The sequence below is a fragment of the Pseudomonas sp. PVC-5-1 genome (assembly GCF_057444345.1).
The window spans coordinates 5745363-5766927 of sequence record NZ_CM172024.1 but is presented as its reverse complement, the minus strand read 5'-3'; the positions used below and the strand labels follow the sequence as shown (position 1 = coordinate 5766927).

The 21565-nt window shown below is 59.1% G+C and carries 22 protein-coding genes; all 22 read left to right on the top strand.

Annotated features, from left to right (window positions below):
- Positions 1 to 168 precede the first annotated feature (168 nt).
- The 22 genes from AC2T3R_RS26360 (at position 169) to glmS (ending at position 21008) form a co-directional block, all read left to right on the top strand.
- Positions 169 to 510 (top strand): hypothetical protein, encoded by a 342-nt coding sequence (locus AC2T3R_RS26360; RefSeq protein ID WP_486744465.1) that lies wholly within the window; start codon positions 169 to 171, stop codon positions 508 to 510.
- Positions 511 to 595: 85 nt separating this feature from the next.
- Complete coding sequence (gene rpmH, locus AC2T3R_RS26355; protein ID WP_003253163.1) at positions 596 to 730, top strand: 50S ribosomal protein L34; 135 nt, start codon at positions 596 to 598, stop codon at positions 728 to 730.
- Positions 731 to 743: 13 nt separating this feature from the next.
- Entirely contained in the window at positions 744 to 1148 is a 405-nt protein-coding gene (gene rnpA, locus AC2T3R_RS26350) for a ribonuclease P protein component (RefSeq protein WP_003253166.1), read from the top strand.
- A complete protein-coding gene (gene yidD, locus AC2T3R_RS26345; RefSeq protein WP_080563709.1) occupies positions 1141 to 1386 on the top strand; it encodes a membrane protein insertion efficiency factor YidD in 246 nt (81 codons plus the stop codon). The genes rnpA and yidD overlap by 8 nt, the downstream gene beginning before the upstream one ends.
- 2 nt (positions 1387 to 1388) lie before the next feature.
- Entirely contained in the window at positions 1389 to 3071 is a 1683-nt protein-coding gene (gene yidC, locus AC2T3R_RS26340) for a membrane protein insertase YidC (RefSeq protein WP_013970245.1), read from the top strand.
- Between the two features lie 88 nt (positions 3072 to 3159).
- A complete protein-coding gene (mnmE, locus tag AC2T3R_RS26335; RefSeq protein ID WP_486744464.1) occupies positions 3160 to 4530 on the top strand; it encodes a tRNA uridine-5-carboxymethylaminomethyl(34) synthesis GTPase MnmE in 1371 nt (456 codons plus the stop codon).
- Positions 4531 to 5100: 570 nt separating this feature from the next.
- A complete protein-coding gene (mnmG, locus tag AC2T3R_RS26330) occupies positions 5101 to 6993 on the top strand; it encodes a tRNA uridine-5-carboxymethylaminomethyl(34) synthesis enzyme MnmG (RefSeq protein ID WP_015268403.1) in 1893 nt (630 codons plus the stop codon).
- Positions 6990 to 7640: a 16S rRNA (guanine(527)-N(7))-methyltransferase RsmG gene (rsmG, locus tag AC2T3R_RS26325; RefSeq protein ID WP_013970242.1), complete on the top strand. Its 651-nt coding sequence runs from the start codon at positions 6990 to 6992 to the stop codon at positions 7638 to 7640. The genes mnmG and rsmG overlap by 4 nt, the downstream gene beginning before the upstream one ends.
- An 18-nt stretch (positions 7641 to 7658) precedes the next feature.
- Positions 7659 to 8450 carry a ParA family protein gene (locus tag AC2T3R_RS26320; protein ID WP_012274913.1) on the top strand — a complete coding sequence of 264 codons (792 nt, stop codon included), beginning with the start codon at positions 7659 to 7661 and terminating at the stop codon, positions 8448 to 8450.
- 9 nt (positions 8451 to 8459) lie between these two features.
- Positions 8460 to 9332: a ParB/RepB/Spo0J family partition protein gene (locus tag AC2T3R_RS26315; RefSeq protein WP_003260029.1), complete on the top strand. Its 873-nt coding sequence runs from the start codon at positions 8460 to 8462 to the stop codon at positions 9330 to 9332.
- 149 nt (positions 9333 to 9481) lie between these two features.
- Positions 9482 to 9889 carry a F0F1 ATP synthase subunit I gene (locus tag AC2T3R_RS26310; protein WP_008092225.1) on the top strand — a complete coding sequence of 136 codons (408 nt, stop codon included), beginning with the start codon at positions 9482 to 9484 and terminating at the stop codon, positions 9887 to 9889.
- Between the two features lie 16 nt (positions 9890 to 9905).
- Complete coding sequence (gene atpB, locus AC2T3R_RS26305) at positions 9906 to 10775, top strand: F0F1 ATP synthase subunit A (RefSeq protein ID WP_003260030.1); 870 nt, start codon at positions 9906 to 9908, stop codon at positions 10773 to 10775.
- 144 nt (positions 10776 to 10919) lie between these two features.
- On the top strand, positions 10920 to 11177 hold the full coding sequence (atpE, locus tag AC2T3R_RS26300; RefSeq protein WP_003097235.1) for a F0F1 ATP synthase subunit C: 258 nt from the start codon (positions 10920 to 10922) through the stop codon (positions 11175 to 11177).
- Positions 11178 to 11233: 56 nt separating this feature from the next.
- Entirely contained in the window at positions 11234 to 11704 is a 471-nt protein-coding gene (locus AC2T3R_RS26295) for a F0F1 ATP synthase subunit B (RefSeq protein WP_003260032.1), read from the top strand.
- 12 nt (positions 11705 to 11716) lie between these two features.
- Complete coding sequence (locus AC2T3R_RS26290; RefSeq protein ID WP_003260034.1) at positions 11717 to 12253, top strand: F0F1 ATP synthase subunit delta; 537 nt, start codon at positions 11717 to 11719, stop codon at positions 12251 to 12253.
- A 21-nt stretch (positions 12254 to 12274) separates the two neighbouring features.
- Positions 12275 to 13819, top strand: a complete 1545-nt coding sequence (gene atpA, locus AC2T3R_RS26285) for a F0F1 ATP synthase subunit alpha (protein ID WP_013974906.1) — start codon at positions 12275 to 12277, stop codon at positions 13817 to 13819.
- 48 nt (positions 13820 to 13867) lie between these two features.
- The gene (gene atpG / locus AC2T3R_RS26280; RefSeq protein WP_013974905.1) at positions 13868 to 14728 is read left to right on the top strand and encodes a F0F1 ATP synthase subunit gamma; all 861 of its coding nucleotides are present in this window, start codon (positions 13868 to 13870) and stop codon (positions 14726 to 14728) included.
- Positions 14729 to 14755: 27 nt separating this feature from the next.
- The gene (atpD, locus tag AC2T3R_RS26275) at positions 14756 to 16132 is read left to right on the top strand and encodes a F0F1 ATP synthase subunit beta (RefSeq protein WP_013974904.1); all 1377 of its coding nucleotides are present in this window, start codon (positions 14756 to 14758) and stop codon (positions 16130 to 16132) included.
- A 43-nt stretch (positions 16133 to 16175) separates the two neighbouring features.
- Complete coding sequence (locus AC2T3R_RS26270; RefSeq protein ID WP_003260039.1) at positions 16176 to 16595, top strand: F0F1 ATP synthase subunit epsilon; 420 nt, start codon at positions 16176 to 16178, stop codon at positions 16593 to 16595.
- 123 nt (positions 16596 to 16718) lie between these two features.
- On the top strand, positions 16719 to 18086 hold the full coding sequence (gene glmU, locus AC2T3R_RS26265; protein ID WP_410951405.1) for a bifunctional UDP-N-acetylglucosamine diphosphorylase/glucosamine-1-phosphate N-acetyltransferase GlmU: 1368 nt from the start codon (positions 16719 to 16721) through the stop codon (positions 18084 to 18086).
- Between the two features lie 306 nt (positions 18087 to 18392).
- Complete coding sequence (locus tag AC2T3R_RS26260; RefSeq protein ID WP_247846743.1) at positions 18393 to 19169, top strand: DeoR/GlpR family DNA-binding transcription regulator; 777 nt, start codon at positions 18393 to 18395, stop codon at positions 19167 to 19169.
- A gap of 3 nt (positions 19170 to 19172) precedes the next feature.
- Complete coding sequence (gene glmS, locus AC2T3R_RS26255) at positions 19173 to 21008, top strand: glutamine--fructose-6-phosphate transaminase (isomerizing) (protein ID WP_486744463.1); 1836 nt, start codon at positions 19173 to 19175, stop codon at positions 21006 to 21008.
- Positions 21009 to 21565 lie beyond the last annotated feature (557 nt).

Genomic DNA, 21565 nt, shown 5'->3' with positions numbered 1-21565 from the left:
GGATATCCCCTGAGTTTGAAAGCCGGATGAGGCAAAAACAAACCGCCATTGTACCGGTCGAGCGTTCAGTTATCCACATGTGGACACGTTAGGAACCATGACAAAACAGCCATTTATCGACCAAAAAGACTTCGCCGCACTGTGAATAAGCCCTGTGGATAAGCACCCATGAGCGCTATGCACAACCCTGAGGTCAGGTCTGTTGATAACTCTGCTGTGGATAAGCATCGATTTAATCCACAGCTTTTGACCACGAAGAAAACAAGCGCAGCACCGGTTGAGAACACAGTTGTAAAACTCTGTACAGCCCGTATTTTCTGGCCTAAAGCAGGTTATCCACAGAAGGTTATCCACTTAAGATTTATAGATTCTTCAGAAAAGCTTTTTATATGTCTCTTCTTTTTTTTCATGTTGTCCCCAATTCGTGTGTCCGATCAAGCACCCTTGGGGGATGGACAAGCACGCACCGTCCATCACGTGCTCTATATGGAAAGACTGGTTGGAAATTGACCTACGGGCTTGCTTTCTCTAGAATCGCCGGTCTCTTAAAAAGGGGGCCATCCCGGCCCGTCGTCGACAAACCAGGTAACACGCCATGAAACGTACTTTCCAACCAAGCACCATCAAGCGCGCGCGCACCCACGGCTTCCGTGCCCGTATGGCTACCAAGAACGGCCGCGCTGTTCTGTCGCGTCGTCGTGCCAAAGGCCGTAAGCGTCTGGCCATTTGATTTTTCGGCACAGGTGGTGAGTCAGGACTTCAGTCGGGAAAAGCGACTGCTTACACCCCGACATTTCAAAGCGGTCTTCGACTCCCCAACCGGCAAGGTTCCAGGGAAAAACCTGCTGATCCTTGCTCGTGAGAACGGCCTCGATCACCCACGCCTCGGCCTGGTGATCGGCAAGAAGAGCGTCAAGCTCGCCGTTCAACGCAACCGCCTCAAGCGCTTGATGCGCGATTCCTTTCGCCTGAACCAGCAATTGCTTGCCGGGTTGGACATTGTGATCGTCGCGCGCAAGGGATTGGGTGAGATAGAAAACCCGGAATTGCACCAACACTTTGGCAAACTCTGGAAACGCCTGGCGCGCAGCCGGCCCACTCCAGCAGTGACCGCCAATTCCGCAGGGGTAGACAGCCAAGATGCGTAAACTGGCGCTCGTTCCGATCCAGTTTTACCGTTACGCCATTAGTCCTCTGATGGCCAACCACTGTCGTTTCTTCCCCAGTTGCTCCTGTTACGCTTATGAAGCCATCGAAAACCACGGCTTCTGGCGTGGTGGGTGGCTAGCCGTTCGTCGCCTGGGGCGTTGTCATCCGTGGAACGACGGCGGTTTCGATCCCGTTCCTCCCGCTCCTTCCTCCCGAACTTCTTCGATAGCCGAGTAATCATGGATATTAAACGCACGATCCTGATCGTCGCCCTGGCAATCGTGTCCTACGTCATGGTCCTCAAGTGGAACCAGGACTACGGCCAGGCTGCCCTGCCGACTCAGAATACTGCTGCCAGCACCGTTGCCCCGGGTTTGCCGGATGGCGTACCGGCCGGTAATGCCGGCGCCAGCGCCGATGTGCCAAGCGCCAACGCCGAAACCAGCGCTGCCGAACTGGCGCCGGTTGCGGTCAGCAAGGACCTGATCCGGGTCAAGACCGATGTCCTGGAACTGGCTATCGATCCGGTCGGTGGTGACATCGTCCAGTTGAACCTGCCGCAGTACCCACGTCGTCAGGACCACCCGGACATTCCGTTCCAACTGTTCGACAACGGTGGCGAGCGTGTCTACCTGGCACAAAGCGGCCTGACCGGCGTCAACGGTCCGGATGCACGTCCTGCCGGTCGTCCTCTGTACGCTAGTGACAAGAAGGGTTACCAGCTGGCCGATGGTCAGGAACAACTGGTGGTCGACCTGAAGTTCAGCGACAACGGCGTCAACTACATCAAGCGCTTCAGCTTCAAGCGTGGCGAGTATGACCTGACCGTCAGCTACCTGATCGACAACCAGAGCGGCCAGGCCTGGAGCGGCAACATGTTTGCCCAGCTCAAGCGTGATGCCAGCTCCGATCCGTCGTCGAGCACTGCCACCGGCACCGCTACTTACCTGGGCGCTGCCCTGTGGACCCCTTCCGAGCCTTACAAAAAGGTCTCGATGAAGGATATCGACAAAGGCAATTTGAAAGAAAATGTGTCCGGCGGCTGGGTTGCCTGGCTGCAGCACTACTTCGTGACCGCCTGGATTCCGGCCAAGTCGGACAATAACGTTGTCCAGACCCGCAAGGACAGCCAGGGCAACTACATCATCGGCTACACCGGCCCGGCCATCAGCGTGCCTGCTGGCGGCAAGGTCGAAACCAGCGCCATGCTGTATGCCGGCCCGAAAATCCAGTCCAAGCTGAAAGAGTTGTCCCCAGGTCTGGAACTGACTGTCGACTACGGTTTCCTGTGGTTCATCGCCCAGCCGATCTTCTGGCTGCTGCAACATATCCACAGCCTGCTGGGTAACTGGGGCTGGTCGATCATCGTGCTGACCATGCTGATCAAAGGCCTGTTCTTCCCGCTGTCGGCTGCCAGCTACCGTTCGATGGCGCGCATGCGTGCCGTCGCGCCAAAGCTCGCTGCACTGAAGGAACGCTTCGGTGACGATCGCCAGAAGATGTCCCAGGCGATGATGGAGCTGTACAAGAAAGAGAAGATCAACCCGCTGGGCGGCTGCCTGCCGATCCTGGTGCAGATGCCAGTGTTCCTGGCCCTGTACTGGGTACTGCTGGAAAGCGTGGAAATGCGCCAGGCCCCATGGATGCTGTGGATTACCGACCTGTCGATCAAGGATCCGTTCTTCATCCTGCCGATCATCATGGGCGCCACCATGTTCATCCAGCAGCGCCTGAACCCGACGCCGCCGGATCCGATGCAGGCCAAGGTGATGAAAATGATGCCGATCATCTTCACCTTCTTCTTCCTGTGGTTCCCGGCTGGTCTGGTGCTGTACTGGGTTGTGAACAACTGCCTGTCGATCACACAGCAGTGGTACATCACTCGCAGCATCGAAGCAGCCAGCAAAAAAGCTGCTGCTTGACAGGCTACTGCGCTAGCCTGTGAATAAAAAACGCCCCCTAGTGGGGCGTTTTTGCTATCTGTCGTTTTTGTCGTAGAGGCTTTCGAGCATGAACACTGTGCGTGAAACCATCGCCGCCATTGCCACCCCCCAGGGCCGCGGCGGTGTGGGTATTGTCAGGTTGTCCGGCCCTCTGGCCGCCAAGGCCGGCCAGTTGATCACCGGCCGTACGCTTACCCCGCGCCACGCCCATTACGGCCCGTTCCGCGACGAGGAAGGCCTGGTACTGGATGAAGGGATCGCGCTGTTCTTCCCCGGGCCGAATTCGTTCACCGGCGAGGACGTGCTGGAACTGCAGGGCCATGGTGGCCCGGTGGTGCTGGATATGCTGCTGCAGCGCTGTGTACAGGTTGGCTGTCGGCTGGCTCGCCCGGGTGAGTTCAGCGAACGTGCATTCCTCAACGACAAGCTCGATCTGGCCCAGGCCGAAGCCATTGCCGACCTGATCGAAGCCAGTTCCAGCCAGGCTGCCCGCAACGCACTGCGTTCGCTGCAGGGGGAGTTCTCCAAGCGTGTGCACAGCCTGACCGAAGCATTGATAGCCCTGCGCATCTACGTCGAGGCGGCGATCGACTTCCCCGAGGAAGAAATCGATTTCCTCGCCGATGGCCATGTGCTTTCGATGCTCGATACTGTTCGCGCCGAGTTGTCCACAGTGCAGCGGGAAGCCGGGCAGGGGGCCTTGCTGCGTGATGGCATGACCGTGGTTATCGCCGGTCGGCCGAATGCGGGCAAGTCGAGCCTGCTGAACCAGCTGGCCGGACGGGAAGCGGCCATCGTCACCGACATTGCCGGCACCACGCGGGACATCCTGCGCGAGCATATCCACATCGATGGCATGCCGCTGCACGTGGTCGATACTGCCGGTTTGCGCGACACCGATGACCATGTGGAAAAGATTGGCGTGGAACGTGCGCTGAAGGCCATTGGCGAGGCAGACCGGGTGTTGTTGGTGGTGGACTCCACCGCGCCCGAGGCCAGCGACCCGTTTGCCCTGTGGCCAGAATTTCTCGACCAACGGCCAGACCCGGCCAAGGTAACGCTGATTCGGAACAAGGCCGATCTTAGTGGTGAGCGGGTAGCGCTGGAACAGTGCGATGACGGCCATGTAACGATCACCCTCAGTGCCAAAGGGGACGATGCAGGGCTGCAGTTGCTGCGTGACCACCTGAAGGCCTGCATGGGTTATGAACAGACGGCGGAGAGTGGTTTCAGCGCTCGCCGGCGCCATCTGGATGCCCTGCGCCAGGCCAGTGAGCACCTGGAACATGGCCGTGCACAACTGACCCTGGCTGGTGCGGGTGAGCTGTTGGCGGAAGACCTGCGGCAGGCGCAGCAGGCCCTGGGGGAGATTACCGGGGCATTCAGCTCTGATGACCTGCTGGGGCGGATTTTCTCCAGCTTTTGCATCGGCAAGTAATTCACAGCCAGGCAAAACCAAGAGCCGCTCCTTCGGGAGCGGCTTTTTTTTGCCTCAAATTTCGCAGCTCCTATGGAAATCGCGCCGCACCTGAAGGCTGTGCAGACCCCTGTGAGAGCGGGTTTACCCGCGAAGAGGCCGGTGCAGGTTCACATTTTTTTCATTCACCTACCCCGATCTGCTCTCAGGAGCCCTGTGGAAAACTCGCCTTCAGCTCCGTTGATAAGCAGGCTTTTTTTCTGAGGACAAACCTGCTTGTGGGTAAACAGTCATTTAATCCACAGGCTAAATCGTGTTATCCATAGCCCTCATGGTACTCCAGCCACAGGGTTTAATTTTTCTCTACACAGCATGAATAAAGGCCTACATAACCTTATCCACAGCAAAGCTTGTGCATAAGAATAAACATAAAAACAAAGCTTTTTTAAATTTTTCCTCTTTGATTTCTGTTGGCTGCCACTCATCCACAGACTGGTCAAAATTTGCTCAGACGGTTTCTTTAAAGGGGGTGAAGTCCCTATACTTGTCCGCTTACCTTCTCTATTCGCAAAAACAGGCACGAGGTGCGTGGTGGATTTCCCTTCCCGTTTTGAAGTGATCGTCATCGGCGGCGGCCATGCCGGTACCGAGGCTGCGCTTGCGTCTGCACGCATGGGTGTGAAAACCCTGCTGTTGACCCATAACGTGGAAACCCTCGGTCACATGAGCTGCAACCCCGCCATTGGCGGTATTGGCAAAAGCCATCTGGTCAAAGAGATCGATGCCCTCGGCGGCGCCATGGCGCTGGCCACCGACAAGAGCGGCATCCAGTTCCGCGTTCTGAACAACCGCAAGGGCCCGGCTGTACGCGCTACCCGTGCACAGGCCGACCGCGCCATCTACAAGGCAGTGGTGCGTGAAATCCTGGAAAACCAGCCGAACCTGTGGATATTCCAGCAGTCCTGCGACGACCTGATCGTCGAGCAGGACCAGGTCAAAGGCGTGGTGACCCAGATGGGCCTGCGTTTCTTCGCCGAATCGGTGGTACTGACCACCGGTACTTTCCTCGGTGGGCTTATCCACATTGGTTTGCAAAACCATTCCGGTGGTCGCGCCGGTGATCCGCCTTCGATCGCCTTGGCCCACCGCATGCGTGAACTGCCGCTGCGCGTCGGCCGCCTGAAAACCGGTACCCCGCCGCGTATCGACGGCCGTTCGGTGGACTTCTCGGTGATGACCGAGCAACCAGGCGATACGCCGATCCCGGTGATGTCGTTCATGGGCAACGCCCAGATGCACCCGCGTCAGGTGAGCTGCTGGATTACCCACACCAATGCGCGCACCCACGAGATCATCGCCTCGAACCTCGACCGTTCGCCGATGTACTCGGGTGTCATCGAAGGTGTCGGCCCGCGCTACTGCCCGTCGATCGAAGACAAGATCCACCGCTTCGCCGACAAGGAAAGCCACCAGGTGTTCATCGAGCCGGAAGGCCTGACCACCCATGAGCTTTACCCCAACGGTATTTCCACTTCGCTGCCGTTCGATGTGCAACTGGAGCTGGTGCGATCGATCCGCGGCATGGAAAACGCACACATCGTGCGCCCGGGCTACGCCATCGAATACGACTACTTCGACCCGCGCGACCTCAAGTACAGCCTCGAGACCAAGGTCATCGGCGGTCTGTTCTTCGCCGGCCAGATCAACGGCACCACCGGTTATGAAGAAGCCGGCGCACAAGGCTTGCTGGCCGGGACCAATGCCGCCCTGCGTGCGCAGGGCCGAGACAGCTGGTGCCCGCGCCGCGACGAGGCATACATCGGCGTACTGGTCGACGACCTGATTACCCTGGGTACCCAGGAGCCGTACCGCATGTTCACTTCGCGTGCCGAGTACCGCCTGATCCTGCGCGAAGACAACGCCGACCTGCGCCTGACCGAAAAGGGCCGCGAACTTGGCCTGATCGACGATCAGCGTTGGGCCGCCTTCTGCGCCAAGCGCGACGGCATCGAACGCGAGGAGCAGCGTCTGAAGTCGACCTGGGTCCGCCCGAACACCGAGCAAGGCCAGGCCATTGTGGATAAGTTCGGTACTCCGCTCAGCCACGAGTACAGTCTCCTCAACCTGCTGGCGCGCCCGGAAATCGACTACGCCGGGCTGATTGAGGCAACCGGCGGTGAAGCGATTGATCCACAGGTCGCCGAGCAGGTCGAAATCCGCACCAAGTACGCTGGTTACATTGATCGCCAGCAGGATGAAATCGCACGTCTGCGTGCCAGCGAAGACACCCGCCTGCCTGTGGATATCGATTACTCGACGATTTCCGGCCTGTCCAAGGAAATCCAGGGCAAGCTGGGCCAGACCCGTCCGGAAACCCTGGGTCAGGCTTCGCGTATCCCGGGCGTGACCCCGGCGGCGATTTCCCTGTTGCTGATTCACTTGAAAAAACGCGGCGCTGGCCGCGAATTGGAGCAAAGCGCTTGAGTTCCCTGGTCACCCCGCAACACGCTGAAGAGTTGTCCACAGGTGCGCGCCAGCTCGGTGTCGAGCTGAGCGCCGAGCATCACGAGAAGCTGCTCGGCTACCTCGCCCTGTTGATCAAATGGAACAAAGCCTACAACCTCACCGCCGTGCGCGACCCCGACGAGATGGTGTCGCGTCACCTGCTCGACAGCCTCAGTGTCATGCCGTTTATCCACAGCGAGCGTGACAACTGGCTGGATGTCGGCAGTGGCGGTGGCATGCCCGGCATCCCATTGGCTATCCTGCATCCGCACAAGCGCGTGACGGTGCTGGACGCCAACGGCAAGAAGACCCGCTTCCTGACCCAGGTGAAAATGGAGCTCAAGTTGGACAACCTCACGGTTATCCACAGTCGGGTCGAAGCCTTCCAGCCGACACAACCGTTCAGCGGAATCATCTCCCGCGCCTTCAGCAGCATGGAGAACTTCACCAACTGGACCCGCCACCTGGGCGACACCGGGACGCAATGGCTTGCAATGAAGGGGCTGCATCCTGCCGATGAACTGGTAGCATTGCCCGCAGACTTCACAGTGGAAAGCGAGCAGGCCCTGACCGTTCCAGGTTGCCAGGGCCAGCGCCATCTGCTGATACTGCGCCGCAAGGCATGACTGGGAACACACGCAACAATGGCTAAGGTATTCGCAATCGCGAACCAGAAAGGTGGTGTGGGCAAGACCACCACCTGTATCAATCTCGCCGCCTCGCTGGCCGCGACCAAGCGTCGTGTGCTGCTGATCGACCTCGATCCGCAGGGCAACGCCACCATGGGCAGCGGTGTGGACAAGCACGAGCTCGAGCACTCGGTCTACGACCTGTTGATCGGGGAATGCGACCTGGCCCAGGCCATGCATTACTCCGAGCACGGTGGTTTCCAGTTGCTGCCGGCCAACCGTGACCTGACAGCCGCCGAAGTGGTGCTGCTGGAAATGCAGGTCAAGGAGAGCCGCCTGCGCAACGCCTTGGCGCCTATCCGCGAGAACTACGACTACATCCTCATCGATTGCCCTCCGTCGCTGTCGATGCTGACGCTCAACGCCCTGGTCGCTTCAGATGGCGTGATCATCCCGATGCAGTGCGAGTATTACGCACTGGAAGGTCTCAGCGACCTTGTGGATAACATCAAGCGCATCGCCGCCCGGCTGAACCCGGAGCTGAAGATCGAGGGCCTGCTGCGGACCATGTACGATCCGCGCCTGAGCCTGAACAACGATGTCTCGGCGCAGCTGAAGGAGCACTTTGGCCCGCAGCTGTACGACACGGTCATTCCGCGCAACATTCGCCTGGCCGAGGCCCCGAGCTTCGGCATGCCGGCCCTGGCCTACGACAAGCAATCGCGAGGCGCGCTGGCTTATCTGGCCCTGGCCGGGGAACTGGTACGCCGTCAACGCCGTCAATCACGCACTGCACAAACAACTTAAGGAATCCGTATGGCCGTCAAGAAACGGGGTCTCGGACGTGGGTTGGATGCACTGCTCAGTGGTCCTTCCGTCAGCGCGCTCGAAGAGCAGGCTGTGAAGATCGACCAGAAAGAACTGCAACACCTGCCGGTCGAGCTGATCCAGCGTGGCAAGTACCAGCCGCGCCGGGACATGGACCCGGAGGCGCTGGAAGAGCTCGCGCACTCGATTCGCAACCATGGCGTGATGCAACCGATCGTGGTGCGCCCGATCGATGGCAACCGCTACGAGATCATCGCCGGTGAGCGCCGCTGGCGCGCCACCCAGCAGGCTGGCCTGGACAAGATCCCGGCGATGGTCCGCGAAGTGCCCGACGAAGCCGCCATCGCCATGGCGCTGATCGAGAACATCCAGCGCGAAGACCTCAACCCGTTGGAAGAGGCGCTGGCCCTGCAGCGCCTGCAGCAGGAGTTCGAGCTCACCCAGCAACAGGTGGCCGATGCCGTGGGCAAGTCGCGGGTGACGGTGGCCAACCTGCTGCGCCTGATCACCCTGCCTGACGCGATCAAGACCATGCTCGCCCATGGCGACCTGGAGATGGGGCACGCCCGTGCATTGCTCGGCCTGGAAGAACACCGCCAGGAAGAGGGGGCGCGTCATGTTGTCGCACGTGGCCTCACCGTGCGCCAAACCGAGGCACTGGTTCGTCAGTGGCTCAGCGACAAACCTGATCCGGTCGAACCGAGCAAACCTGATCCGGATATCGCACGCCTTGAACAGCGGCTCGCAGAGCGCCTGGGCTCGGCCGTGCAGATCCGCCATGGCAACAAGGGCAAAGGCCAATTGGTTATTCGCTACAACTCGCTTGACGAGTTGCAAGGCGTGCTTGCTCACATCCGCTGAAACAATTCCCGTTGTAGCGCGCAGTCGGAAATCACTACCGAATAGTTGAATAGGGGTTAATCCACCCCTATACTCTGCGCGCATTTTGTCGGCACAAATTATGCCAAGTCATAACTGACTTGCTGGTCGACTTCCGAGGAGCAGTTGTGATGGAAATCCGCACGCCAAACCGCCTGCCTTTCCATCGCTGGGCGGTTTTCCCGGTACTGCTGGCTCAATTCGTCGTACTGCTGCTGGCAACGTTGGTGTTGTGGCAGTGGAAAGGGGCGGTCAGTGGATATTCAGGCCTTTGCGGAGGTTTGATTGCCTGGCTACCCAATGTGTATTTCGCCTGGAAGGCATTTCGCTTCAGCGGGGCCCGGGCGGCACAAGCCATCGTCAAGTCGTTCTACGCTGGCGAGGCAGGCAAGATGATTTTGACGGCAGTGCTTTTTGCACTGACCTTCGCAGGAGTGAAGCCACTGGCGCCGTTAGCAGTATTCGGCGTCTTCGTGTTGACCCTTTTGGTCAGCTGGTTCGCGCCCCTGCTGATGAATAAAAGACTTTCGAGACCTTAGGGCGTTTGAGGCAACCATGGCAGCAGAAACCGCTTCGGGCTATATCCAGCACCACTTGCAGAACCTGACCTACGGTCAACTACCAGACGGCAGCTGGGGCTTCGCCCATTCGGCTGCAGAAGCCAAGGCAATGGGCTTCTGGGCGTTCCACCTGGACACCCTGGGTTGGTCCGTCGCGCTGGGTCTGATCTTCCTGTTCATCTTCCGCATGGCGGCCAAGAAGGCGACTTCCGGCCAACCTGGCGGCCTGCAGAACTTCGTAGAAGTGATGGTGGACTTCGTCAATGGCAGCGTGAAGGACTCCTTCCACGGCCGTAGCCCGGTAATCGCTCCGCTGGCGCTGACCATTTTCGTCTGGGTATTCCTGATGAACGCCGTCGACCTGGTACCGGTCGACTGGATTCCTCAGCTGGCCATCCTGATCTCCGGTGACCCGCACATTCCGTTCCGCGCCGTGTCGACCACCGACCCGAACGCGACCCTGGCCATGGCCTTCTGCGTGTTCGCCCTGATCATCTTCTACAGCATCAAGGTCAAGGGCCTGGGCGGCTTCATCGGTGAGCTGACCCTGCACCCGTTCGGCAGCAAGAACATCTTCGTTCAGATCCTGCTGATTCCGGTCAACTTCCTGCTGGAATTCGTCACCCTGATCGCCAAGCCGATCTCGCTGGCACTGCGTCTGTTCGGCAACATGTATGCCGGCGAACTGGTGTTCATCCTGATCGCTGTAATGTTCGGCTCCGGCCTGCTGTGGCTCAGCGGCCTGGGTGTGGTGCTGCAATGGGCGTGGGCTGTGTTCCACATCCTGATCATCACCCTGCAAGCTTTCATCTTCATGATGCTGACCATCGTCTACCTGTCGATGGCTCACGAAGATAACCATTAAGACCGCCTGGCGTGTCTGATAGCCTTCCCCGCCTGTTCGGGGGGAGGGCTTAAAAAGTCCGCAAGGGCATGCTGTACCAAACGATTTGTTTTACCGCTTCAAACTAAAAACCTAACCAATACGACGTAAAAGTCGGGAGGAAAGATGGAAACTGTAGTTGGTCTGACCGCTATCGCTGTTGCTCTGCTGATCGGCCTGGGTGCTCTGGGTACCGCCATTGGTTTCGGCCTGCTGGGCGGCAAGTTCCTGGAAGGCGCTGCTCGTCAACCAGAAATGGTTCCGATGCTGCAGGTTAAAATGTTCATCGTTGCCGGTCTGCTCGACGCCGTAACCATGATCGGTGTTGGTATCGCTCTGTTCTTCACCTTCGCGAATCCGTTCGTTGGTCAGATCGCCGGCTAATCACTCGTCACCACGAGTTGATGGCTGTATGAATTAAGACCGAGCGAGGTGTTGGCGTGAACATTAATGCAACCCTGATTGGCCAATCCGTTGCTTTTCTGATTTTTGTACTCTTCTGCATGAAGTATGTGTGGCCTCCGGTCATCACTGCCCTGCAAGAGCGCCAAAAGAAGATTGCCGACGGCTTGGACGCTGCCAACCGCGCAGCTCGCGACCTGGAGCTGGCCCAAGAGAAAGCGGGTCAGCAACTGCGTGAAGCTAAAGCACAGGCAGCCGAAATCATCGAGCAAAGCAAGAAACGCGCTGCTCAGCTTGTCGAGGAAGCCCGTGATCAGGCCCGCGTCGAAGCTGACCGTGTGAAGGCTCAGGCTCTGGCCGAGATCGAACAGGAACTGAACAGCGCTAAAGACGCCCTGCGCGCCCAAGTGGGTGCCCTGGCCGTTGGTGGTGCTGAAAAGATCCTTGGCGCCACAATCGATCAAAACGCGCATGCGGAGCTGGTTAACAAACTGGCCGCTGAAATTTAAGCGAGGGCGATCATGGCAGAACTGACCACGTTGGCCCGACCTTACGCTAAGGCTGCCTTTGAGCATGCCCAGGCCCATCAGCAACTGGCCAATTGGTCAGCCATGCTCGGCCTGGCTGCTGCGGTGTCGCAAGACGACACCATGCAGCGCCTGCTCAAGGCCCCGCGACTGACGAGCGCAGAAAAGGCCGCCACGTTCATTGACGTGTGCGGTGACAAGTTCAATGCACAGGCACGGAATTTCATTCATGTTGCCGCGGAAAACGACCGTCTCCTGCTTCTGCCGGAGATTGCCGCCCTGTTCGACCTGTACAAGGCCGAGCAAGAGAAATCCGTGGACGTGGAAGTCACCAGTGCCTTCGCGTTGAACCAAGAACAGCAAGACAAACTCGCCAAGGTTCTCAGTGCACGGTTAGGCCAGGAAGTGCGCCTGCACGCGTCGGAGGATGCCAGCCTGATTGGCGGCGTCGTCATCCGCGCTGGTGACCTGGTAATCGATGGCTCTGTTCGCGGCAAAATCGCGAAACTGGCCGAAGCATTGAAATCTTGAGTTTGAAGGGGCAGCAGAGCAATGCAGCAACTCAATCCTTCCGAAATTAGTGAAATCATCAAGGGCCGCATCGACAACCTCGATGTGAGCTCCCAAGCCCGTAACGAAGGTACCGTTGTTTCGGTATCCGACGGTATCGTGCGGATCCACGGTCTGGCCGACGTCATGTACGGCGAAATGATCGAGTTCCCTGGCAGCGTATTCGGCATGGCCCTGAACCTGGAGCAAGACTCCGTAGGTGCAGTGATCCTGGGTGCCTATGACACCCTCGCCGAAGGCATGAGCGCCAAGTGCACCGGTCGTATCCTGGAAGTTCCGGTCGGCAAAGGCCTGCTGGGCCGCGTCGTCGACGCTCTGGGTAACCCGATCGATGGCAAAGGTCCTCTGACCACCACCGAAACCGACGCGGTCGAAAAGGTCGCTCCAGGCGTGATCTGGCGTAAGTCGGTAGACCAGCCTGTACAGACTGGCTACAAGTCCGTCGACGCCATGATCCCTGTCGGCCGTGGCCAGCGTGAGCTGATCATCGGTGACCGTCAGATCGGCAAGACCGCCATGGCCATCGACGCCATCATCAACCAGAAAGACTCCGGTATTTTCTGTGTTTATGTTGCTGTCGGCCAGAAGCGTTCCACCGTTGCCAACATCGTTCGCAAGCTGGAAGAAGCCGGCGCCCTGGCCAACACCATCGTGGTCGTTGCCAGTGCTTCGGAATCCGCCGCACTGCAGTTCCTGGCGCCATACGCCGGCTGCACCATGGGCGAGTTCTTCCGTGACCGCGGTGAAGACGCCCTGATCGTTTACGACGACCTGTCCAAGCAGGCCGTTGCCTACCGTCAGATCTCCCTGCTGCTGCGTCGTCCACCAGGACGTGAAGCGTACCCAGGCGACGTGTTCTATCTCCACTCCCGTCTGCTGGAGCGTGCATCGCGCGTTTCGGAAGAGTATGTCGAGAAGTTCACCAACGGCGCAGTCACTGGCAAGACCGGTTCCCTGACCGCCCTGCCGATCATCGAAACCCAGGCTGGCGACGTTTCCGCGTTCGTTCCGACCAACGTGATTTCCATCACCGACGGTCAGATCTTCCTGGAATCGGCCATGTTCAACTCGGGCATCCGCCCAGCAGTGAACGCCGGTGTTTCGGTATCCCGCGTAGGTGGTGCCGCTCAGACCAAGATCATCAAGAAACTGTCCGGTGGTATCCGTACCGCTCTGGCTCAGTACCGTGAACTGGCTGCATTCGCCCAGTTCGCTTCCGATCTGGACGAAGCGACCCGCAAGCAGCTGGAGCATGGTCAGCGCGTTACCGAGCTGATGAAGCAGAAGCAGTATGCGCCGATGTCCATCGCGGACATGGCTCTGTCGCTGTACGCCGCTGAGCGTGGCTTCCTGACTGACGTAGAAGTCTCCAAGATTGGTAGCTTCGAGCAAGCACTGATCGCCTTCTTCAACCGTGATCACGCTGAACTGATGGCGAAGATCAACGTGAAGGGTGACTTCAACGACGAAATCGACGCAGGCCTGAAAGCCGGTATCGAGAAGTTCAAGGCCACCCAGACCTGGTAAGCCGCAGCGGGGGCTCAGGCCCCCGCTTGCTAACCTGATAGGTGATACATGGCAGGCGCAAAAGAGATTCGCAGTAAGATTGCGAGCATCAAAAGCACGCAAAAAATTACCAGCGCCATGGAGAAAGTGGCGGTCAGCAAGATGCGCAAGGCACAAATGCGCATGGCTGCTAGCCGTCCTTACGCGGAGCGTATCCGCCAGGTGATCGGTCATCTGGCCAACGCCAACCCGGAATACCGCCACCCGTTCATGATCGAGCGCCCTGTAAAGCGCGCCGGTTATATCGTGGTGAGCAGTGACCGTGGTCTGTGCGGTGGCTTGAACACCAACCTGTTCAAGGCCCTGGTCAAGGACATGAACGAAAACCGCGAACAGGGCGTGGAAATCGACCTGTGCGTGATCGGCAGCAAGGGTGCGACTTTCTTCCGCATCTTTGGCGGCAACGTCGTAGCCGCGATCAGCCACTTGGGCGAAGAGCCATCGATCAACGATCTGATCGGCTCCGTCAAAGTGATGCTGGACGCCTACCTGGACGGCCGTATCGATCGCCTCTCGGTGGTTTCGAACAAGTTCATCAACACCATGACCCAGAAGCCAACGGTCGAGCAATTGGTACCGTTGGTGGCAACCCCGGATCAGGATCTCAAGCATCACTGGGACTACCTGTACGAACCCGACGCAAAAGAGCTGCTGGACGGCTTGATGGTGCGTTACGTGGAGTCGCAGGTGTACCAGGCGGTGGTCGAGAACAACGCTGCTGAACAAGCGGCCCGGATGATCGCCATGAAGAACGCCACAGACAACGCCGGTGATTTGATCAAAGAGCTTCAGTTGATCTACAACAAGGCGCGTCAGGCTGCGATCACCCAGGAGATCTCGGAAATCGTCGGCGGCGCTGCCGCGGTTTAACGGTTCAAATATTCAGAGGATCCAGCTATGAGTAGCGGACGTATCGTTCAAATCATCGGCGCCGTCATCGACGTGGAATTCCCACGTGACGTCGTGCCGAGTGTTTACAACGCGCTGAAAGTACAAGGCGCGGAAACCACCCTGGAAGTTCAGCAGCAGCTGGGCGACGGCGTGGTTCGTACCATTGCGATGGGCTCGACCGAAGGCCTGAAGCGCGGTCTGGAAGTCGTTGACTCCGGCGCTGCCATTTCCGTTCCTGTTGGTAAGGCCACCCTGGGCCGTATCATGGACGTACTGGGCAACCCGATCGACGAGGCCGGCCCGATCGGCGAAGAAGAGCGTCGCGGTATCCACCAGCCAGCGCCTTCGTTCGCTGACCAGGCAGGCGGCAACGACCTGCTGGAAACCGGCATCAAGGTTATCGACCTGGTTTGCCCGTTCGCCAAGGGTGGTAAGGTTGGTCTGTTCGGTGGCGCCGGTGTCGGCAAGACCGTAAACATGATGGAACTGATCCGTAACATCGCCATGGAACACAGCGGTTACTCCGTGTTCGCTGGTGTGGGTGAGCGTACTCGTGAGGGTAACGACTTCTACCACGAGATGAAGGACTCCAACGTTCTCGACAAGGTAGCGCTGGTCTACGGTCAGATGAACGAGCCACCAGGAAACCGTCTGCGCGTAGCGCTGACCGGCCTGACCATGGCCGAGAAGTTCCGTGACGAAGGTAACGACGTTCTGCTGTTCGTCGACAACATCTATCGTTACACCCTGGCCGGTACCGAAGTATCCGCACTGCTGGGCCGTATGCCTTCGGCAGTAGGTTACCAGCCGACCCTGGCTGAAGAGATGGGCGTTCTGCAAGAGCGTATCACCTCCACCAAGGAAGGTTCGATCACCTCCGTTCAGGCCGTATACGTACCTGCGGACGACTTGACCGACCCGTCGCCTGCGACCACCTTCGCCCACTTGGACGCCACCGTCGTTCTGTCCCGTGACATCGCCTCCCTGGGTATCTACCCAGCGGTCGACCCACTGGACTCGACTTCGCGCCAGCTGGACCCGAACGTGATCGGCAACGAGCACTACGAGACCGCTCGTGGCGTTCAGTATGTTCTGCAGCGCTACAAAGAGCTGAAAGACATCATCGCGATCCTGGGTATGGACGAACTGTCCGAAGCCGACAAGCAACTGGTAGCCCGCGCTCGTAAGATCCAGCGCTTCCTGTCGCAGCCGTTCTTCGTGGCCGAAGTCTTCACCGGTTCGCCAGGCAAGTACGTTTCCCTGAAAGACACCATCGCTGGCTTCAGCGGCATCCTCAAAGGTGACTACGACCACCTGCCAGAACAAGCGTTCTACATGGTCGGCAGCATCGACGAAGCGATCGAGAAAGCCAAGAAACTGTAATTCCTGCGCCCCGCAAGGGGCGCTATCAGGTTGAGGCAAGCAGATGGCTATGACAGTCCATTGCGATATCGTCAGCGCGGAAGGAGAGATCTTCTCCGGCCTGGTCGAGATGGTAGTTGCGCACGGTAACCTAGGTGATCTTGGTATCGCTCCGGGTCACGCGCCGCTGATCACCAATCTCAAGCCTGGTCCGATCACGCTGACCAAGCAGGGTGGCGCCCAAGAGGTGTTCTACATCTCTGGTGGTTTCCTCGAGGTTCAGCCGAACATGGTCAAGGTGCTTGCCGATACCGTGCAACGTGCTGCAGACCTGGATGAAGCTCAGGCTCAGGAAGCCCTCAAGGCTGCCGAGAACGCCCTGAATCTGAAAGGCGCGGACTTCGACTACGGCGCCGCCGCCGCACGTCTGGCCGAGGCCGCAGCTCAGCTGCGTACCGTCCAGCAAATGCGCAGAGGCAAGTAATCGGCCCTCGGCTGATAGCTTCTGTTGCGATTGAGTAAAAGGGTAGCCTCGGCTACCCTTTTTCTTTTTCTGATTTCTCTCCCCCCGGTCATTTCACTGACCACCCAGGATTGGTAGCCAGTAATGTCACTCGATATCGTTATTCTCGCCGCCGGACAAGGCACCCGCATGCGCTCGGCGCTGCCCAAGGTGCTGCACCCGGTTGCCGGCAACTCCATGCTCGGCCATGTTATCCACAGCGCGCGCCAGCTGCAGCCGCAAGGTATTCATGTGGTCATTGGCCATGGTGCCGAGCTGGTTCGCGAGCGCCTGGCCGCCGACGACCTGAACTTCGTCATGCAGGACAAGCAGCTGGGTACCGGCCATGCGGTTGCCCAGGCATTGCCGGCCTTGACCGCCGAAACCGTGCTGGTGCTGTACGGTGATGTGCCGTTGATTGAAGTGGAAACCCTGCAGCGTCTTCTGGCGAAGGCCAACGAGCAGCAGCTGGGCCTGCTCACGGTGACCCTCGACGACCCGACCGGCTATGGCCGCATCGTGCGTGACGAGCAGGGCAAGGTGACCGCCATCGTTGAGCACAAGGACGCCAACGATGAGCAGAAAGCAATCAAGGAAGGCAACACCGGTATTCTGGCCCTGCCAGCCGCGCGCCTGGCCGACTGGATGGGCCGCCTGTCGAACAACAACGCTCAGGGCGAGTATTACCTGACCGACGTCATCGCCATGGCTGTGGCCGATGGCCTGGTGGTGGCTACTGAACAGCCGCACGACCCGATGGAAGTGCAGGGCGCCAACGACCGTCGTCAGCTGTCCGAGCTGGAGCGCCACTACCAGTTGCGCGAAGGTCGTCGCCTGATGGCCCAGGGTGTGACCCTGCGCGACCCGGCGCGCTTCGATGTCCGCGGTGAAGTGACCGTTGGCCGTGACGTGCTGATCGATATCAACGTGATTCTCGAAGGCAAGGTGGTCATCGAGGACGATGTGCAGATCGGCCCGAACTGTGTGATCAAGAACACCACCCTGCGCAAAGGTGCAGTGGTCAAGGCCAACAGCCACCTCGAAGGTGCCGTGATGGGCGAGGGCAGCGATGCCGGCCCGTTCGCCCGCCTGCGCCCGGGTAGCGTGCTGGACGCCAAGGCCCATGTGGGTAACTTCGTCGAACTGAAAAACGCTCATCTGGGTGAGGGCGCCAAGGCCGGTCACCTGACTTATCTGGGCGATGCGGAAATCGGTGCTCGTACCAACATCGGCGCCGGCACCATCACTTGCAACTACGATGGCGCCAACAAGTTCAAGACCGTAATGGGCGAGGACGTGTTCATCGGCTCGAACAACTCGTTGGTAGCGCCTGTGGAAATCAAGGCTGGTGCGACCACTGCTGCCGGTTCGACCATCACTCAGACCGTTGAGGCAGGCGATCTGGCGGTGGCTCGTGCGCGCCAACGCAACATCTCGGGTTGGAAGCGACCGGAGAAGATCAAGAAGAGCTGAGTTATACACAGCTGTTTCGATCGAAAGCCGACTTATGTAAATAGGTCGGCTTTTTATTTTGCGGCATATCGCAGCCTCTGTAGGAGCGGCCTTGTGTCGCGACGGACTGCAAAGTAGGCCCGACAATTTCTGTGTTGCCTCGAAAACCCTGGGGCCGCGCTGCGGCCCATCGCGACACAAGGCCGCTCCTACAGGGGCCGCGCCAGTGCAGAGAGAATCTATCCACAGGGCAGTGACGACTTGACGAATCGCTCATCTTAGGTTTTGATTGCCATCATTATCTTTCGAATCGAAACTTAAGCGCTCATGTCGAAACGAAACACCCCGCAGCGGCGGCACAACATCCTGGCTTTGCTCAGCGAGCAGGGCGAGGTGAGTGTGGACGCGTTGGCCAAGCGTTTCGCTACCTCGGAGGTCACCATCCGCAAGGACCTCGCTGCTCTGGAAACCAATGGCCTGTTGCTACGACGTTATGGTGGCGCGGTCCCGGTGCCTCAAGAGCTGCTCGGTGAACCTGCCCAGCCGGTGTCTTCCTATAAAAAGGCCATCGCCCGCGCTGCTGTGACGCGTATCCGCGAACATGCGCGCATCATTATCGACAGCGGCAGCACCACGGCAGCCATGATCCCTGAACTGGGCCGCCATCCTGGCCTGGTGGTGATGACCAATTCGATGAACGTGGCTCGCGCCATCTGCGACCTTGAACACGAGCCGGTGCTGCTGATGACCGGTGGTACCTGGGACCCGCATTCCGAGTCGTTCCAGGGCCAGGTGGCTGAGCAGGTGCTGCGCTCCTACGATTTCGACCAACTGTTCATAGGCGCCGACGGTATCGACCTCGGCCGCGGCACCACCACCTTCAACGAACTTCTCGGCCTGAGCCGGGTCATGGCCGAAGTCGCCCGTGAAGTGATCGTGATGGTCGAATCGGACAAGGTAGGGCGCAAGATCCCCAACCTCGAGCTGCCCTGGGGCAGCGTGCACACCCTTATTACTGACGAACGCCTGCCCGCAGCGGCACGCGAACAAATTCAAGCCCGCGGCATCAACCTGATCTGCGCCGCGATCAGCCAGGAGCAATAAACCATGTGTGGAATCGTTGGTGCCGTCGCCGAGCGCAACATCACAGCCATCCTGATCGAAGGCCTCAAGCGTCTTGAGTACCGCGGGTACGACAGCGCCGGCCTGGCCGTCCTCACCCAGAACGGTGAACTGCAGCGCCGTCGCCGTATCGGCAAGGTCAGTGAACTGGAAGCCGCTGTTGCTGCTGAGCCACTGGCCGGCCAGTTGGGCATCGCCCACACTCGCTGGGCCACCCACGGTGCGCCGACCGAGGGCAACGCCCACCCGCACTTTTCGGGCAATGAAGTGGCCGTGGTGCACAACGGCATCATCGAGAACCACGAAGAACTGCGCAAAGAGCTGAAGGGCCTTGGCTATGTCTTCACTTCGCAGACCGATACCGAAGTCATCGTCCACCTGATCCACCACACCCTGAAGAGCATTCCGGACTTGACCGATGCCCTGAAGGCTGCGGTGAAGCGCTTGCATGGTGCTTACGGCCTGGCGCTGATCAGTGCCAAGCAACCTGACCGCCTGGTAGCCGCACGCAGTGGCAGCCCGCTGGTCATCGGCCTGGGCCTGGGCGAGAACTTCCTGGCGTCCGACCAGCTGGCCCTGCGCCAGGTCACCGACCGCTTCATGTACCTGGAAGAAGGCGACATCGCCGAAATTCGCCGTGACCAGGTCTCCATCTGGGACCAGGATGGCCACAAGGTCCAGCGCGAAACCGTGCAGTACCACGAAGGTGCCGAAGCTGCCGACAAAGGTACCTACCGCCACTTCATGCTCAAGGAAATTCACGAGCAGCCAAGCGTGGTGCAGCGCACCCTGGAAGGCCGCCTGGGCAAGGACAACGTGATGGTCCAGGCCTTCGGCCCGCAGGCTGCCGAACTGTTCGCCAAGGTGCGCAACGTGCAGATCGTTGCCTGTGGTACCAGCTACCATGCCGGCATGGTCGCCCGTTACTGGCTGGAAAGCCTGGCCGGGATCCCGTGCCAGGTCGAAGTAGCCAGTGAGTTCCGTTACCGCAAGGTGGTGGTGCAGCCGGACACTCTGTTCGTCTCCATCTCGCAGTCTGGCGAAACCGCCGACACCCTGGCCGCATTGCGCAACGCCAAGGAGCTGGGCTTCCTCGGCAGCCTGGCGATCTGCAACGTCGGTATCAGCTCGCTGGTGCGTGAGTCGGACCTGACCCTGTTGACCCTGGCCGGCCCGGAAATCGGCGTGGCCTCGACCAAAGCCTTCACCACCCAACTGGTTTCGCTGATGCTGCTGACCCTGGCCCTGGGCCAGGTGCGCGGTACCCTGGAAGCCGGCGTTGAAGCCGAGCTGGTCGAAGAACTGCGCCGCCTGCCGGCCCGCCTGGGCGAAGCCCTGGCCATGGACGCCACCGTCGAGAAAATCGCCGAGCTGTTCGCCGACAAGCACCACACCCTGTTCCTCGGCCGTGGTGCGCAGTACCCGGTGGCGATGGAAGGTGCGCTCAAGCTCAAGGAAATCTCCTACATCCACGCCGAAGCCTACCCGGCAGGCGAGCTGAAGCACGGCCCGCTGGCGCTGGTGGACAACGACATGCCAGTGGTAACCGTTGCGCCGAACAACGAACTGCTGGAGAAGCTGAAGTCCAACCTGCAGGAAGTACGCGCCCGTGGTGGCGAGCTGGTAGTGTTTGCCGACGAGCAGGCCGGCATGACAAATGGCGAAGGTACCCACGTGATCAAGGTGCCGCACATCGCCGACGCCCTGGCGCCGATCCTGTATACCATCCCGCTGCAGCTGCTGTCTTACTACGTGGCCGTGCTCAAGGGCACCGACGTGGACCAGCCGCGTAACCTGGCCAAGTCGGTTACGGTCGAGTAAGCCAGAAGCCAGGGGCGCTTTACGTGGTTTTGTTGAATTAAAACTGTTTTCGAACAATTAAAACTGTCGCCGATGGAGGGAAGCTCTCGCTTCCCTCCATCGGACGGCTCACCCTCCTGCCCGGTCCACCCCTCCCTACCTAAATCTGGCGTTTTCTGATGCCCCTCCCCATACAGGTTGATGAATCTCTTCAGTCATACGTGAGAAGAAACTTGCTCCTCTGTTGGGGCGATCCAAAGGCAGCTACATTCGAAACCCTGGCTGCTACTAGCCGTGTGATCAAGGCCGATGCAGTCCGGATTCTCGCTGCAGAATTCGGGTGGCCTGGTTGCTATGGTTTCAATCGGCTTGTTCACTGTCACACGATGCACGCCGCATTTCATGTCATTAAGAATGATTGGGATATTTCATACTCCGGAAGCGACTATATTTCTCCCGGTGTGCAATACAGTGAGCCGGTTGCTTGGTTCTGCCCTGACTGTGTTAGAGAGGACGTAGCAACCAAAGGTTTTTCCTATTGGAGACGCTATGGGAAGGCCAATGTGTCTGTCTGCTAC

What these genes read in the sequence shown, in the direction of transcription:
- atpE (WP_003097235.1), top strand. Translation starts at nt 10,920, where the DNA reads ATGGAAACTGTAGTTGGTCTGACCGCTATCGCTGTTGCTCTGCTGATC.
- yidD (WP_080563709.1), top strand. Translation starts at nt 1,141, where the DNA reads ATGCGTAAACTGGCGCTCGTTCCGATCCAGTTTTACCGTTACGCCATT.
- rpmH (WP_003253163.1), top strand. Translation starts at nt 596, where the DNA reads ATGAAACGTACTTTCCAACCAAGCACCATCAAGCGCGCGCGCACCCAC.
- AC2T3R_RS26290 (WP_003260034.1), top strand. Translation starts at nt 11,717, where the DNA reads ATGGCAGAACTGACCACGTTGGCCCGACCTTACGCTAAGGCTGCCTTT.
- glmU (WP_410951405.1), top strand. Translation starts at nt 16,719, where the DNA reads ATGTCACTCGATATCGTTATTCTCGCCGCCGGACAAGGCACCCGCATG.
- atpB (WP_003260030.1), top strand. Translation starts at nt 9,906, where the DNA reads ATGGCAGCAGAAACCGCTTCGGGCTATATCCAGCACCACTTGCAGAAC.
- atpD (WP_013974904.1), top strand. Translation starts at nt 14,756, where the DNA reads ATGAGTAGCGGACGTATCGTTCAAATCATCGGCGCCGTCATCGACGTG.
- yidC (WP_013970245.1), top strand. Translation starts at nt 1,389, where the DNA reads ATGGATATTAAACGCACGATCCTGATCGTCGCCCTGGCAATCGTGTCC.
- glmS (WP_486744463.1), top strand. Translation starts at nt 19,173, where the DNA reads ATGTGTGGAATCGTTGGTGCCGTCGCCGAGCGCAACATCACAGCCATC.
- AC2T3R_RS26270 (WP_003260039.1), top strand. Translation starts at nt 16,176, where the DNA reads ATGGCTATGACAGTCCATTGCGATATCGTCAGCGCGGAAGGAGAGATC.
- AC2T3R_RS26315 (WP_003260029.1), top strand. Translation starts at nt 8,460, where the DNA reads ATGGCCGTCAAGAAACGGGGTCTCGGACGTGGGTTGGATGCACTGCTC.
- AC2T3R_RS26360 (WP_486744465.1), top strand. Translation starts at nt 169, where the DNA reads ATGAGCGCTATGCACAACCCTGAGGTCAGGTCTGTTGATAACTCTGCT.
- atpA (WP_013974906.1), top strand. Translation starts at nt 12,275, where the DNA reads ATGCAGCAACTCAATCCTTCCGAAATTAGTGAAATCATCAAGGGCCGC.
- AC2T3R_RS26260 (WP_247846743.1), top strand. Translation starts at nt 18,393, where the DNA reads ATGTCGAAACGAAACACCCCGCAGCGGCGGCACAACATCCTGGCTTTG.
- mnmE (WP_486744464.1), top strand. Translation starts at nt 3,160, where the DNA reads ATGAACACTGTGCGTGAAACCATCGCCGCCATTGCCACCCCCCAGGGC.
- atpG (WP_013974905.1), top strand. Translation starts at nt 13,868, where the DNA reads ATGGCAGGCGCAAAAGAGATTCGCAGTAAGATTGCGAGCATCAAAAGC.
- AC2T3R_RS26310 (WP_008092225.1), top strand. Translation starts at nt 9,482, where the DNA reads ATGGAAATCCGCACGCCAAACCGCCTGCCTTTCCATCGCTGGGCGGTT.
- AC2T3R_RS26320 (WP_012274913.1), top strand. Translation starts at nt 7,659, where the DNA reads ATGGCTAAGGTATTCGCAATCGCGAACCAGAAAGGTGGTGTGGGCAAG.